General features: G+C 69.0%; 10 protein-coding genes, 1 tRNA gene and 2 pseudogenes. 4 read left to right on the forward strand and 9 right to left on the reverse strand.

The features are described from left to right. Nucleotides 1–6: 6 nt before the first annotated feature. The 7 genes and pseudogenes from ettA to lipQ form a co-directional block, all read right to left on the reverse strand. Nucleotides 7–1,683: an energy-dependent translational throttle protein EttA gene (ettA, locus tag FPZ47_RS15060; protein WP_144952495.1), complete on the reverse strand. Its 1,677-nt coding sequence runs from the start codon at nt 1,681–1,683 to the stop codon at nt 7–9. 92 nt (nt 1,684–1,775) lie between these two features. Then, on the reverse strand, nt 1,776–2,240 hold the full coding sequence (locus FPZ47_RS15065; RefSeq protein ID WP_144952493.1) for a single-stranded DNA-binding protein: 465 nt from the start codon (nt 2,238–2,240) through the stop codon (nt 1,776–1,778). A gap of 144 nt (nt 2,241–2,384) precedes the next feature. Next, nucleotides 2,385–2,895 (reverse strand): annotated as a pseudogene (locus FPZ47_RS15070) (cytochrome c oxidase assembly protein); the annotation flags it as partial. Between the two features lie 31 nt (nt 2,896–2,926). Then, entirely contained in the window at nt 2,927–5,302 is a 2,376-nt protein-coding gene (locus FPZ47_RS15075; protein ID WP_144952491.1) for a glycerol-3-phosphate 1-O-acyltransferase, read from the reverse strand. Continuing rightward, nucleotides 5,299–7,008, reverse strand: coding sequence for an HAD-IB family hydrolase/lysophospholipid acyltransferase family protein (locus FPZ47_RS15080; RefSeq protein WP_144952489.1), 1,710 nt, complete (start codon nt 7,006–7,008; stop codon nt 5,299–5,301). The genes FPZ47_RS15075 and FPZ47_RS15080 overlap by 4 nt, the downstream gene beginning before the upstream one ends. Next, nucleotides 7,005–8,486, reverse strand: a complete 1,482-nt coding sequence (locus FPZ47_RS15085) for a WS/DGAT/MGAT family O-acyltransferase (protein ID WP_144952487.1) — start codon at nt 8,484–8,486, stop codon at nt 7,005–7,007. Before FPZ47_RS15085 ends, FPZ47_RS15080 begins: the two co-directional genes overlap by 4 nt. Nucleotides 8,487–8,631: 145 nt before the next feature. Then, nucleotides 8,632–9,879, reverse strand: coding sequence for an esterase LipQ (gene lipQ / locus FPZ47_RS15090; protein WP_144952486.1), 1,248 nt, complete (start codon nt 9,877–9,879; stop codon nt 8,632–8,634). Nucleotides 9,880–10,065: 186 nt separating this feature from the next. Between lipQ and FPZ47_RS15095 the strand changes: the two genes are divergently transcribed. Next, nucleotides 10,066–10,139 (forward strand) — tRNA-Arg (locus FPZ47_RS15095). A gap of 974 nt (nt 10,140–11,113) precedes the next feature. On the opposite strand, the gene FPZ47_RS15105 is transcribed toward FPZ47_RS15095, so the two are convergent. Together FPZ47_RS15105 and FPZ47_RS15110 are read right to left on the reverse strand one after the other, a co-directional pair. Next, a complete protein-coding gene (locus FPZ47_RS15105; protein WP_144952482.1) occupies nt 11,114–12,118 on the reverse strand; it encodes a glycoside hydrolase family 6 protein in 1,005 nt (334 codons plus the stop codon). Nucleotides 12,119–12,176: 58 nt separating this feature from the next. Next, nucleotides 12,177–12,443: a hypothetical protein gene (locus tag FPZ47_RS15110; RefSeq protein WP_144952480.1), complete on the reverse strand. Its 267-nt coding sequence runs from the start codon at nt 12,441–12,443 to the stop codon at nt 12,177–12,179. A 328-nt stretch (nt 12,444–12,771) separates the two neighbouring features. Here FPZ47_RS15110 and FPZ47_RS29500 point away from each other — a divergent pair. The 3 genes and pseudogenes from FPZ47_RS29500 to FPZ47_RS15125 all read left to right on the forward strand — a co-directional run. Then, a pseudogene (locus FPZ47_RS29500) lies at nt 12,772–12,882 on the forward strand (SDR family oxidoreductase); the annotation flags it as partial. A 64-nt stretch (nt 12,883–12,946) separates the two neighbouring features. Continuing rightward, nucleotides 12,947–13,717, forward strand: coding sequence for an enoyl-CoA hydratase (locus tag FPZ47_RS15120; RefSeq protein ID WP_144952478.1), 771 nt, complete (start codon nt 12,947–12,949; stop codon nt 13,715–13,717). A 93-nt stretch (nt 13,718–13,810) separates the two neighbouring features. Continuing rightward, a partial coding sequence (locus FPZ47_RS15125; protein WP_145039484.1) for a 13E12 repeat family protein occupies nt 13,811–14,745 on the forward strand: 935 nt, incomplete at its 3' end.

Genomic DNA, 14,745 nt, shown 5'->3' on the forward strand with positions numbered 1-14,745 from the left:
CCGACGTCAGCCGCGCGTCAACTTGCGGTGGGTCACTCTGTGCGGGCGGGCGGCCTCGGCGCCCAGCCGGTCGACCTTGTTTTCCTCGTATGCCCCGAAGTTGCCCTCGAACCAGAACCACTTGGCCTCGTTGTCCTCGTCGCCCTCCCACGCCAGGATGTGCGTGCAGGTGCGGTCGAGGAACCAGCGATCGTGCGAGATCACCACCGCGCAGCCGGGGAAGTTCTCCAGGGCGTTCTCCAGCGAGCTCAGGGTTTCGACGTCCAGGTCGTTGGTCGGCTCGTCGAGCAGGATCAGGTTGCCGCCCTGCTTGAGCGTCAGCGCGAGGTTGAGCCTGTTGCGCTCGCCACCGGACAGCACCCCCGCCGGCTTCTGCTGGTCGGGACCCTTGAACCCGAACGCCGACACGTAGGCCCGGGACGGCACCTCGCTCTGGCCGACCTCGATGTAGTCCAGCCCGTCCGAGACGACTTCCCACACGGTCTTTTTGGGGTCGATGCCGGCGCGGTCCTGATCGACGTAGCTCAGCTTGACCGTTTCCCCCACCTTGACGGTGCCGCTGTCCGGCTCCTCGAGACCCACGATGGTTTTGAACAGCGTGGTCTTGCCGACACCGTTGGGGCCGATCACGCCGACGATGCCGTTGCGCGGCAGGGTGAAGGACAGGTCCTTGATCAGGGTGCGTCCGCCGAAGCCCTTGTCCAGGTGGTCCACCTCGACGACCACGTTGCCCAGTCGCGGCCCGACCGGGATCTGGATCTCCTCGAAGTCGAGCTTCCGCGTCTTTTCGGCCTCAGCGACCATTTCCTCGTAGCGCTGCAGGCGCGCCTTGCCTTTGGCCTGGCGCGCCTTGGTCCCGGACCGGACCCACGCCAGCTCTTCGGCCAGCCGTTTCTGCAGCTTGGCGTCTTTGCGGCCGTGCACCGACAGCCGCTCGGCCTTTTTCTCCAGGTAGGTCGAGTAGTTGCCTTCGTAGGGGTAGGCGCGTCCGCGGTCGAGCTCGAGGATCCACTGGGCGACGTTGTCGAGGAAGTAACGGTCGTGGGTCACCGCCAGCACCGCCCCCGCGTAGGAGGCCAGGTGTTGCTCGAGCCACTGCACGCTCTCGGCGTCCAGGTGGTTGGTCGGCTCGTCCAGCAGCAGCAGGTCGGGTTTGGACAGCAGCAGCTTGCACAACGCCACCCGGCGGCGCTCACCGCCGGACAGGGTCGCCACCGGCTCGTCGGGCGGCGGGCAGCGCAGCGCGTCCATGGCCTGCTCGAGCTGGGAGTCGAGGTCCCACGCGTCGGCGTGGTCGAGCTCCTCCTGCAGCCGCCCCATCTCGTCCATCAACTCGTCGGAGTAGTCGGTGGCCATCAATTCGGCGACCTCGTTGAAGCGGTCCAGCTTGACTTTGATGTCGCCCAGGCCCTCTTCCACGTTGCCGCGAACGGTCTTCTCCTCGTTCAGCGGCGGCTCCTGCTGCAGGATGCCGACGGTGGCGCCGACGGCCAGGAACGCGTCACCGTTGTTGGGTTTGTCCAGTCCGGCCATGATCCGCAAGACGCTCGACTTGCCGGCGCCGTTGGGGCCGACGACACCGATCTTGGCGCCCGGGTAGAAGCTCAGCGTGACGTCGTCCAGGATGACCTTGTCGCCGTGCGCCTTGCGGACCTTCTTCATCGTGTAGATGAACTCAGCCATGCCGCGGTTTCGCCTTTCTGGTCTTGCAAAATGATCTCGCGGACCATCCTAGGCATCGCCCGACGGCGCTGGACCGGCCGCTAGGCCGATGGCTAGGCCGACAACGGCAGCGGATTGGTGCCGGCAACCTCGTCGCCGGACTGTCCCGCGTCGCCGGTGGCGGCGGTGTCCGCCGGCGCCGGAGCCGGATCGGGGCCGGTGTAGGCGGGCTTTTCGATCCGCGCCACGCAACGTGACAGGTCCGGCCCGACGGCGGTGGCCCGCATCTCCAGCGACGAACGGCGGTTGCCGTCCCGGTCGTCGTACTCGCTGGTGTACACGAAGCCCGTCACGACAACCGGGGCTCCCTTACCCAACGCGGCGCCCACACCGGTGACCAGCTTGCCCCAGCAGTTGACGGTCACGAAGAGGGAGTGGCCCGGCTCCCAGCCGCCGTCGGCGGTGCGCCGGCGCGAGTTGCTGGCCACCCGGAACTTGATCACCTCCTGGTCCCCGACCTTGCGGCGCTGAAGGTCGTTGACAATGTGACCGACGACGGTAAACGGCGTTTCGAACATGGGTTGATCCCTTTCTCGGTTGCTTTGCGGGCCGGTGAGCACGTCACCTCCCGTTCCGGCTGCCATTGCACCCGGAGCCACCGACGGAATCCGCGGCGACGGAGCCGCGGGCGGTATCCCTGTGGAGAAATCCGCGACTGTGGATCACTCCGCGGGTTGGTGCGTAGGGCCGGGCGTCTCGCGCCGCGCCGGCTCGGCCGGCATCGCGTCGTAGGCGGTCAGGTCCGCGTCGTCGTCGCGTTCGGCCGCCCGGTCCAGGCGCCGGGCCATGCGGTCGTCGCTGCGCGCCCACGGGATGAGCAGCGCAAGCATCACGACGGCAACGACACGAACACGATGCCGACCTTGACCTGCGGCGGGATCGGGCGCGGCGTGGGGTCCACCCCGATGACGATCCGGTAGAACAGGTAGCCGCTGAGCAAGAAGTGCACGTTCATCGCCATCCCCGGCGTGACTGCTCACCGCGGTGTCGAACAGGCTCGAGAAGTACAACCCGTAGAAGCCCGCGACCCGTAGAAGCCCGCGACCCGTAGAAGCCCGCGACGAAGAGCACCGAGGCCGCGACCGGGTTGGTGAGAAACCGGGAATACCGGCTGTGCAGTGCGGCCAGCAACCATTCCCGCATGCCCGGGGGATCGTCTCGGCCAGCGGGTGGCGCGACCGTCATGCGCCCAGGGCATGGGCGGTCAGGCGGTTCGGCTGTCCCGGCGGCGCTGACGCGCTGTGAACTCGCGGGCGACGAACTGCTCGCGCGCGATCCGCTCGACGTAGTCGAAGTCGCGCAGGATGTCCCGCAACTCCCGCCGGAAGGCGCTCCGCCGTTCGGCCAGCTCCGCGGTGCACAGGTCGGCGGGGGCGATCAGGTCCTGACCGGCGGCGACCTGGCGCGCGGTGGCGAACAACAGCGTCGACACCGACTCGCTGCTGCGGACCCGGGTCTGCGCCACGTATTGCCGTCCCACCCCGAGCGCCAGGTCCATCAGTTCCTGCTGACCGATGTCCGCAGGGGCGTCACGCAGCACGTCGGCGACGATCTCGTAGGCCTCGAAGAAGACCCGCAGCATCGCATCCGCCATCAGCGGGCGCTTGGCGAACAGCATCGCGTCGATCTCGTCGCCGCCGGCGGCGACATGGGCTTCGCAGTGGTCGTGCCAGGCCATCTCCTCGGCGATGTTGTCCCGGAACGCCGCCGAGTCGGCGAAGTAGAAATCGAACTTCAGCAAATCCCGCAGCCGCATCGCCTGCGCCCAGAACGCCGCCATGCGGTCGCCTCCGTCATCCGGGAGGTGACGGGCGTGGGCGAGCGCGAGTTCGACGATCGAGGTTTCCAGGAAGGCGTGGATCACCGAGTTGCGATAGAACGCGGCGGCGTGTTCGTTCTGGGGGGCGATGTGCCACACCGGCTCCCGGCCACCGTCGACCCGCGTGATCGGGTGGCCGTTGGACAGCGCGTCGACCGCGGCGCGCACGCCCGCGAGGGTGCGCAGCCGCAGCGCGCTCGTCGACATCGGGGTGTGCTTGCGTTCCAGGTAGTCCAGGGAGTCCTGCAGGGTGTGGCGCAGCTGGTCGAGCGTCAGCGCCGCGCCGCGGGTGGTCAGCAGCAGCGCGCACACCAACCCCGTCGCGGTGACGGGGGTGGCCTGCAGGATCCGCCACGCGACCTCGAAGGACATCTTCTGCAGGGCAAGCCTTTTGTCGTCCTGATCGTGGCTGAGCGGACCCTGCTGCGGGCCCAGGTACTGGCGCATCGACACCGCCTCGGGGAAGCGGACGTAGATCTTGCCGTAGTTGCGTTCGCCCTGCGCCCTGATGAAGTTGTACAGCCAGCCGATGCCCTCGGGGGTCTTCTCCCCGCCGCGGGCATAGGCGGCGTACTCGGCCGTCTCGTGCAGCTGGTCGAAGCTGATCGACACCGGCTGCAGCAGAATGTCTTCGCTGCGACCGTCCAGGTAGGCGTCGGCAACGTAGGCCAGCAAGCCGAGCTTGGGCGGCAGCATCTTGCCGGTCCGCGAGCGGGTGCCCTCGATGGACCAGCTCAGGTTGAACCGCTTCTCGACGATGTAGCCGACGTACTCGCGCAGGACGTACTTGTAGAGCGGGCTGCCGCCGACGTTGCGGCGGATGAAGATGACGCCGGACCGGCGCAGCAACGGGCCCATCAAACCGAACGACAGGTTGATGCCGGCGAACACGTGCACCGGCGGCAGCCGGTTCTCCTGCATCGCCACCGGCACCACCGCGCCGTCGATGTAGGACCGGTGCGAGAACAGCAGCACCGCCGGGTGCGTTTCCAGGCCGGAGCGCATGGCCGCGACCTGATACTCGTCGTAGTCGATCGCCGGGTCGAACCCGCGGCTGATCGCCCGGCCGAGGACGGACACGAGGTCGACGGACACCCTGCTCCACCCGGTGGCGAGTTCGTCGAGCATCTTCCCGGCTTCCTCGACGGTGGCGCCCGGGATCTTCTGCAGGCCGGCGCGAAACCGCGCCGACGCCAGGATCTCCGGCTTGAGCAGCCGCGGCGACTTGTACTGCGGCCCGAGGATGCGGTACTCGACGCGTTCGATCGCCAGGATCGCGCGGCGGATGACGAACTCGGCGAAGTCGCGCGGGTCCTCGCCCACCGTGGTGTCGCGCCACTGCTGGCGCAGTTCGGACACCTTGGCCGGCTCGCCGGCCACCACCCGTGCGCGGCCGGGAGCGTCGCGCCGGATGCGGCGTTGCCGACGCTGGTTGGGGTGGTAGGGATCCAGGCCGGGCAGCAGACCCGCCACCTTGGCGAGCCTGCTGCGATCCGGGGGCGGCAACCAGAACACCTGCACCGGCACGATCGAACGGTCGTCGCCGGATTCGAGCTGGCGGGCCAGCGCGGTCAGCGCCGACGGCGGCGCGTCGGGTTCGGGCAGCCGCAACACGTCCACCCGGGCCCCGGGGTGGACGGCGCGCTGCCGGTCCACCCAGGCCGTGATCAGCTCCATTTCGACCGGCGAGGCCATGGACGCCAACACCAGCGAATCCTGCGCGCTCAGGACTGCGCTGGTGTCTGCGGCCGGTTCGGTCACGCCCGCCCTCGGGGCCGGGGTTCGGGCGTCCCCTCGCCGGGGGCGGTGCCCTTCGGCTGGGCTTTCGCCGGGGCCTTCTTCGCCGCGGCCTTCTTCGCCGGGGCCTTCTTCGCCGCGGCCTTCTTGGCCGCGGCCTTCTTGGCCGGGGCCTTCTTGGCCGGGGTCTTCTTGGCCGCTTTCGTCTTGTACAGAACGGGCTCGGGCAACTCGGGCATCTGGCCGGCGGGCCAGTCGGCCAGCGTGTCCAGATACAGCCGGCGCACCTCGGCGATGCGCTCGGGCAGCGTCTCGACCGTCCAGTCGTCCACCGGGATCGGCGGGAACACCGCCACGTCGACCGTGCCCGGGTTGATGGTGCTGGAGTTGCGCGCGGCGACGATCTCGGCATTGCGGATCACGATCGGCACGATCGGGATGCCGACGGCCATCGCGATGCGGAAAGCACCCTTCTTGAAGGGCCCGACCCCGGTGGTGTCCATGCGGGTGCCTTCGGGGGCGATGACGATCGAGAGTCCTTTTCTGGCGAGCTCTTCGACCTGGTGCAGCGACTCCACGGCAGCGCCCGGATCGTCGCGATCGATGAACGCGGCGTCCATCGCCCTGCCGATCGTGCCCATGATCGGATCCTTGGCCAGTTCTTTCTTGCCCACCGCGGTCCAGTTGTCGCGCACCAGCGCGCCGACGATGACCGGGTCGACCTGGTTGCGGTGGTTGAAGATGAACACCGCCGGACGCTGCGCGGTCAGGTTTTCCTGGCCGATGACGTTCAGCTGGACGCCGGTCGTGGCGAGCAGCACCTGGGAGAAGGTGGAGGTGAAGAAGTTGACGCCGCGCCGCCGGCTGCGGGTGAGCATCCCGATCCCCACCGCGCCGGTCGCGATCGGGAACAGCGAACCGAAACCGGCCAGCGTGCGCAGTTGCCGACGGATGCCGACCGGTCCGCGACTGTTGAACCGCAGAATCGGCCAGCCGCGCCGCTTGGCCACCGCGGCCATCTTGCCCTCGGGATTGGTCGGCCGCGGGTTGCCGACCAGATACATCAGTGCGACGTCCTCGTCGCCGTCGGCGTAGAAATAGCTGTCCTTGAGGTCGATGTTGTTCTCGGCGGCGAACCGCTGCACCGCGGCGGCCTTGCCCGGCCCCCACAGGATGGGCTTTTGCACGCCGCCGGTGAGCATGCCCTCCTCGGTGGTCTCGAACTTGTTGGTGAGCATGTTGGTGATGCCGAGGAACCGGGCCACCGGATTGACCTGGATGGTCAGCGCCGACGAGCTGAGCACCACGGTGTGTCCACGCGCCACGTGCGCCCGCACCAGTTCGCGCATCTCGGGGTAGATGCGGCCCTCGATCCGCTGCACGAACAGCCGCTCGCCGATCTCCTCGAGGTCATCGATCAGCCGCCCGGCCAGCGCGGAAGCGGCCTTGCCGATGAGGTCTTCGAACTCGATGCGCCCGAGCGTGTGGTTCAGGCCCGCCTGCACCATGCTGAGCAGCTCCCCCACCCCCATGTCGCGGCGCAGCAGACGTTCCTGGGTGAGGATGACCGCGGTGAAGCCGGCGACCAGGGTCCCGTCCAGGTCGAAGAACGCCCCGATCTTGGGTCCGGGTGGGCTGGCCATGATCTCGGCGACCGATCCGGGCAGTCGCATGTCCGCCGCCGGTTTCTGCATGTCCCGTTCGGTCCCCCGCTCCTCGGATGCGCTCATGATCCCGACACCGATCGCGACGCCGACGCGGCCGGCTCGGCGAACGAGGCGGGCACCGCGCGGGGCGCCGAGTCGCCGGCCAGCGCCAGGATCTCGTCGAAACCCTCCAGCAGGCACTGGGCGAACAACGGTTCGTCGCGGATGGCCGCCCTGTCGTAGCGGACGGTGATCGTGCACCACCCGCCCCGCGAGATCAGCACCACCATCATCGCCACACCGGGCAGCGGGCCGATGCCGTACTGGCGCAGGACTTTTGCGCCGGCAATGTAGGTGTCTCCCGGGTAGACCGGGAGGTTGCTGGCCTGGACGTCGGAGCCGATCACCGAGCCGGTGATCCCCTGCAGCACGGCGGTCGGCAGGACGCTGAGCACCGGTGCCAGGGAACCGACGATGTTCATCGCGGGCTCGTCGCGCCGCTGGGTCATCTGCGCGCGGATCTTCCTCATCCGGGAGACCGGGTCGGCGGTGCCCAGCGGCGCCGCCAGGTTGACTCCGGTGAACCGGTTGCCCCCGGCCGTGTCGGCGTCGGCCCGCAGGTTCACCGGCACCGCCATCGGCAGCGTGCTGACCGGCACGCCGAGGGCCTCGTGGTAGCGGCGCAGGGCGCCGCACAGGCCGGCGAGGTAGGCGTCGTTGATCGATCCCCCGCCGGCCTTGGCGGCCCTGTGGAGGTCGGCGAGCAGAATGTCGATCGCCTCGGTGCGGGTGGCCAGGCTGCGCCGGCGCAGCAGCGGCGACGGCTCGGCAGCCCGGTTGAGCACCCGCATCCCCGACATGACGTACCCCGCGATTCCCGAGACCGTCGACGCCGGTTCCAGGACCACCCGCCCGGCCGTCGACACGGCACCGGACACCGCGCCCAGGACGCCACCGAGCAGCGACAGGGGCAGCCGGTTGATGCCCTGCCGCATCAACTCGTTGGGCGTCAGGTCCTGCGGGACGGGCAGCGGCGGCGTCGGCCTGGGTGGGGGGTCGCGCTCGAGGTCGTAGATCTCGGCGAACATCGCCACACCACCGACGCCGTCGGTGACCGCGTGGCTGACGTGCAGCAGCGTCGCGGCCCGCCCGTCGGGCAGGCCCTCCACCAGGGTGGCCGTCCACAGCGGCCGGGAGATGTCCATCGGTGACTGCAGGATGATCTCGGCGAGGTCGAACACCTCCCGCAGCGTGCCCGGTCCGGACACCCGCACCCGGCGCACGTGGAAGTCCAGGTTGAAATCCGGATCGACCACCCAGCGCGGCGCCGCCGTCGGCAAGGTCGGCACGACGACCTTCTGCCGCAGCCGCAGCACCCGGCGCGACGCGTTCTCGAAACGGGTGCGAAACACGTCCCAGTTCGGTGTCGCGTCAAGGAGTTCCAGGGCCATGATGCCCGAGCGGGTCCGGGGATTCGCCTCGCCCCGATGCATCAGATAGTCGACCGGTCCAAGCTCGTCGGACAATCTCACGACGGCCACGGAATCAGTGGCCTCAGCCATGATCACCAACTCGACGTGCCATACGTGTCACCGCCGACCAAGCCTCTCGCCTCGGACCAATCGCCACCACAACGCTAGCCGGGTTGACGCGCTGGTGAAAGGCACAATCCGGTCGCGGGGCCCGTCGCGGTGACGGGTCCGGGCCTCAGCTGGCGGACGTGACCGCCAGGGGCAGCGAATCCAGCAGCGAACTCGAGCGCCGCCCGTAGACGACGCCGAAGAAATCGGCGACGGCATCGGCGGCCAGCCGCGAGCGCAGCGTCGGGGTGATGTCGAAGGCGTGGTGGGCGTTGGCGAGCTCGGCGTAGCCGACCGTGGGTGCGCCCGCCGCGCGCAGCGCCGCACAGAAGGAGCGGGCCTGGCCGCAGGGAACCACTTCGTCCTTTTCGCCGTGGAGCACGAAGAACGGCGGGGCGTCGGGGTGGACGTAGGAGATCGGGGAGGCCGCCTCGAACCGCTCCGGGGCGCTGGCGTAGCGGGCTTTCATGACGAACTGCTCGAGGAACGGGAGCATCAGATCGTGCATGTTGTCGGCGTCGACGAAGTCGTAGACCCCGTAGTAGGGGGCGACGGCCTGGACCGCGGTGTCGGCGAGTTCGAATCCGGGTTGAAACCTGGGGTCGTTGGGCGTGAGCGCCGCCAGTGACGCCAGGTGCCCGCCGGCCGAGCCGCCGGTCATCGCGATGAAGTCGGGGTCGCCGCCGTAGTCGGCGATGTTCTCGCGGACCCAGGCGATCGCGCGTTTGACGTCGATCAGGTGCGCCGGGAACGTGCAGCGCGGGCTCTTGCTGTAGTTGATCGAGACGCAGATCCAGCCGAGCTCGGCCATGCGGCTCATCAGCGTGTAGGCCTGAACGCGTTTGTCGCCGACGGTCCATGCGCCTCCGGGCACCTGGATCAGCACCGGGGCGCGGCTGCCGGGCGCCACGTCCGGGCCCCGCCAGATGTCGAGCAGATGTTCGGTGCCCCCGGGGCCATAGGAGATGTCGGAGGTCTGCGCCGCGTAGCGGCGGTGCGGGCCCGGCCGGTGGAACAGGCCGTCGCGGGGGGTGCGCTGCGACCTACGGCAGGTCGGATGGGACACCTGGTCGCGAAAGTCCGGACCGAAGGCGCCCTCGAGGGCCGCGGTGAGGGCTTGATCGGCGCGCTGCGCAGCCCAGGTGGTGGCGACCCGGCCGACGGCCGGGTGGGCCACCCGGGACAACGCGTGTCCGGTCAGCACGTGCGGCGGGAATTCCGTGGACAGCCAGCCCGCGACCCATCCGACCGCGAACGGCGAGCCCCGCAGCAGCAGGGCGCTGGCCCGGCAGGTATCCCTGGCATCGGCCGCCAGCCGCAGCGCGTGGGCACTGGCCCGCGAGCACTGCAAAGCCACGTCTATGGCCAGGCTCATAGCTACGTCACCCCTCGACGTCAGGCACACGCCTCATTGCGGTTAACGGCTCATGTCCAGCCGGTGTTGTACGTGTGTCGAGGGTCACCACCCTAGCCGATAATCGCGGTGGCGGAAGCCTTTTCGGGCGCGTCGTGTTGCCGGGCCACTCAGCCGGGGCCCGTTGGCTAGACTGACCTGCACATTGCCTCCGTAGCTCAGGTGGATAGAGCAAGGGCCTTCTAATCCCTAGGTCGCACGTTCGAGTCGTGCCGGGGGCACTGACCAGAGGTGGTTCTCGGGTCTTCAAGACGGCCCACGACACGCCCGGGCCGCCGAAGGAATTCGTAGGCGGAGTAGTCGGGCCTGTCCAACCACGGGTCGGTAAGAGCGAACATCGGCTCCGGTGGGCGGACGGCCGTCGTGCGTCGCGGGCGTCCGCAGTCGCAAACCCAGGCGCTGACCGACCAATGTCGGAAATCGGTCCAGCCTGGGCGGCGGCGTCGCAGAACTACGCTGCCCCAGCGTGGCCAAGCCGGCCTGTCTCACAGCTTTAGTCCTGTTTAGTCCTGAAACGTTAGACCTTCGATCGATGCCGAGACCTGCAACGCGCCGTTCTTGTCGTGGATGGGCTGTCGTGAGGCGGGCAATGCCAAAGACGCATCACGTTCCGATCGGATGCACAAGCGCGACGAGCCCGGTTGCCGTCCTGATCGCCTTTCGCGCTGCGGCTCGGGCGACGGGTACGTTCGCCTTGTGCATGGCGTCGTTCCTACCCGCGACACCCTGCCCGCCGCCCCGCAGCGCGGCATCCGCAGCCGGCAGGCCGCCGCCGAACCGTTATCCCGCACCGCCATCCTGCCCCGAGGCTTCCGGCGGCCCTCAGCCGCGAGAGTGCACCTACCGACCGCCTCTCTCGACAAATGCGTCGCCAGTTGCACTTTCGCGGTCAGGTACGGTGTTCCCCGGCGGGCAATTGACGGAACTCGGCTGACGTCGCGGTCGGCGTCGACCTCTTGCCGATGGCTTCCGCTGGATTCGCTGCGCCCGGACACCCCGCACGACTTTCGTCGCATGTTCAGCACCGACGCCGGGGCGATGCGGTCGCTGGAAGGCGGGCGCGGGTTTGTCTTCGGGCGATCGCTGTTTGCCTCGCCTTGACGGTGCGCAGCACGCCCCCGAGGTACCCGCCCTACCTGCCCGAGTTCGCCTGCGGCGGCAAAGGGACGACGATGCGAAGGGCTGCCAGGGCCGGCTACTGGCCCGCGTTGCGGGCCAGGTCGATGGCGTACTGGTTCACGAACGTGCCCGCCGGCGGGTCTCCTTTGTCGCAGGTTCCGTCGGATTCGCCGGGACGCTTGATCCACAAGTAGGCGTCGGCGTGCGCGCCGCCGGTGGCCGCGGTAGGCGGAGTGCCCAGCGCCCGGCCGCTGGGGTTGCACCAGTTCAGCCTGGAGTCGGGCGCCGGTCCGGCGCCATTGCGCGAGGTGTCGATCACGTAGTGCGAACCGTTCGTGAGTCCCGAAATCGACTCGCCGTAGCCGATTTCGTCCGCGGTGGTGAAGAAGTTCGCAGTGTTGAGGCTGAAGCCCCGCGCGTGTCCGACGCCGGCCGCGTTGAGCCTGGCGGCCATGTCCTCGGGGCTGTGCCAGCGCAGGTGGCCACCGTCGACGTACACGGCCGTGCCCGGATTGCGGCCCAGCGTGTCGACGGCGTAGCGGATCAAGTCGTAGCGCTCTTGGCGCTCGTCAGCCGACAGGCAGTCGGCCATGGCGAGCGCATCCGGCTCGAGGATGATCGCCGTGCGCGATGCACCCACGTCGGAGGCGATGCCGTCGATCCAGGCGCGGTAGGCGTCGGCCGTCGCGAAGCCCCCCGCGGCGAAGCTGCCGCAGTCGCGGTGCGGGATCCCGTAAAGCGTCAGCACCGGGAGGGCGCCGGCAGCCTGTGCGTCACCGGTGTACTTGGCGACGGTGGCCGCCGAAGAGCCCGGGACGATCCAGTACGCCTGCGGTGTGTTGGCGATGGCGGTCAGCTCGGGACTCGGCGGATCGGCGTGCTGCGCGGCGCGCATAGCCGCCGAGGCGGGATTGACGTACAAGGATGTGCCGGCGAACGGGTTGGCGTCGTCGGCCAACCGCACCGCCGGGGCGGGACCGACCTGCACCGGGTGGCCGAGAAAACCCACGCCGGCGACCGAGGCAACCGTGAGTAGGGGGGCGATCCACCGCGCGAGTACACCAGCAGCTGAGAACGTCACCCCAGGGAAGTTAGTGCTCCAGGGCATCGAGCGCCAATCCCCGGAGGGCAGGTGATGTTCATGCAGCCTTTGCAAGCTCAAGATCGAGGTAGCTGCGGCGACCGTTGAGTGCATCACCCCGAACGCTCGCGCCGCCCGACAGCCTGCCAAAAAGATCGTCACCGAGCCGCGGGGTTGAACGCCTGCCGCGCCGTCGGACTGGGCGCAGCCAACCTTTTCCGACGGATCGGATCGTGTTGCGGCGCAAATGGTCGACGTCAACGGTTCCAGCGGCCACGCTGGTTGCCTTGAAGGCGACGATGATGATGCAACAGAACGAACTCACGGCGCCTTCATTTCGCCGAGTTTCCCTTCGTGGTCCCCGCCGCCTTCCGGCGATCTTGAACCGAATGGTTGCGATGCACTCGGCGGCTGCACCGAAACGGTGTCGTCTTCCATTGACTTTCCGGACACACCCGAGCTGGGCTGGCGCTTGCCAGCGGGATGGGACCACCGTGGCGCGTTATTGAGGATGCTCGTCGCCCTCGTCTGGGCCAAGCTGGCCGGGTCGGGTGCGTTGCCGGTCGGACGGTCGCCGAGAACCTGGGTACGGCGGCGCTGAGCGCCTTCGGGCGGCTCGACGCACTGGTGAGCAACGCCGGGATCGCGAAAACGGCAACGCGGCCTCCACGTTCGGCCTGCGGGGCCTGACCAAATCGGCCGCGGTGGAACTGGCGGGCAACGGCATTCGGGTCAATTCGATCCATCCCGGCCCGGTGCGCACGCAATACTCTTACGGCCCAGTACTCTTACGGCCCAGTACTCTTACGGCCCAGTACTCTTACGGGAATGACCCCCACCGACCCCGTGCTGTACCGCGTCGAGAACCGCATCGCGCTGATCACCGTCAACGATCCCGACCGCCGCAACGCGGTGACCGGCGAGATGTCGGCACAGCTACGCGCCGCGGTGCGGCGGGCCGAGGACGACTCCGGCGTGCATGCCGTGGTGGTCACCGGGGCGGGCAAGGCGTTCTGCGCCGGCGCCGACCTCAGCGCGCTGGGCGCCGCGGGCACCGGGGCGGCCGAAGCCGGGCTGCAGCGCCTCTACGACGGCTTCATGGCCGTCGGCAACTGCCGCCTGCCCACCATCGCCGCGGTCAACGGCGCGGCCGTCGGTGCGGGGCTGAACCTGGCGCTGGCCGCCGACGTGCGCATCGCCGGGCCCGGCGCGTTGTTCGACGCCCGCTTTCAGCAGCTGGGCCTGCATCCCGGCGGTGGCGCGACGTGGATGCTGCAGCGGGCGGTCGGCCCGCAGGTGGCCCGCGCGGCCCTGCTGTTCGGCATGCGCTTCGACGCCGAAGCCGCGGTGCGCCACGGGCTGGCGCTCAGCGTCGCCGACGATCCGGTCGCCGCCGCGCTGGACCTGGCCGCCGGCCCGGCGTCCGCCCCACGCGAGGTGGTGCTGGCCACCAAGGCGACCATGCGCGCCACCGCCAGCCCGGGGGCGCTGGACAACGAACACCACGACTCCGCCATGCGCATGGAGCTCGGGCCGCAGGCGCACACCCTCCAATCCCCGGAGTTCGCAAGCAGATTGGCCGCGGCACAACGCAGGTAGCGGTTCGCCTCAGTCTGAAAAAACTTGCGTCACTTTGGTTTCTATGGTCACTGGGTGGAGATTTTTGTCGGTGGGTGCCGATAGTTTGGCGGTGTGAGTGTTGATCGGGAGGCGTTGACGGCGGATTTCGATGCCCTCGACGCTGCCCTGGACAACTTGTTCGACCACGCCTGTGACGCGTTGACCGTCCACGAGCAGTTGGTGTTGCTGGAGCGGGTGGAAAAGGTGCGCCGCCGCCTGCCCGCGCTCGAGCATCCCCTGATCAACAACCTGGCCCGCCAGGCCAGCGCCGAAGAACTGGGCGGCACCCTGTCTCACGCGATCGCCGAATGGGCTCTGGTGTCGCGCAAAGAAGCCTCCCGGCGCATCCGCGAGGCGGCCGATCTGGGGCCCCGCCACGGCCTGACCGGCGAACCCCTGCCGCCGATCCTGGCCGGCACCGCCACCGGTCAACGGCAGGGCAAACTGGGCGCCGGTCACGTCGCGACGATCCAGAAGTTCTACCATCGGCTGCCCGGCTGGGTCGACCAACAGACCCGGGACAGAGCCGAAGCCGACCTGGCTCGCCACGGCTCACAAATCGGGCCTGAACACCTCGCCGAGCTGGCCGACCAACTCGCCAACGCCATCAACCCCGACGGCACCTACAGCGACGAGGACCGCGCGCGGCGGCGCGGGTTGACCCTGGGCAAACAGGGCGAGGACAAGATGTCGGAGCTGCGCGGCTGGATCACCCCCGAACTGCGCGCCACCCTGGAAGCCCTCTGGGCCAAACTGGCCGCCCCCGGCATGTGCAACAACCTCGACGAGCAACCCTGCGTCGACGGCACCCCCAGCCAGGACGCCATCGACCGCGACACCCGCAGCACGGCCCAACGCCACCACGACGGCCTGCTCGCCGCGCTCAGAGCGATGCTGGCCTCCGGCGAGTTGGGCCAACACAACGGCCTACCCGCCGCCATCATCGCCACCACCACCCTGGCCGAACTCGAAGCCGCCGCCGGACACGCCCTCACCGGCGGCGGCAC

Origin of the sequence: Mycobacterium helveticum (assembly GCF_007714205.1) — a bacterium.
GTDB classification, from domain to species: Bacteria; Actinomycetota; Actinomycetes; order Mycobacteriales; family Mycobacteriaceae; genus Mycobacterium; species Mycobacterium helveticum.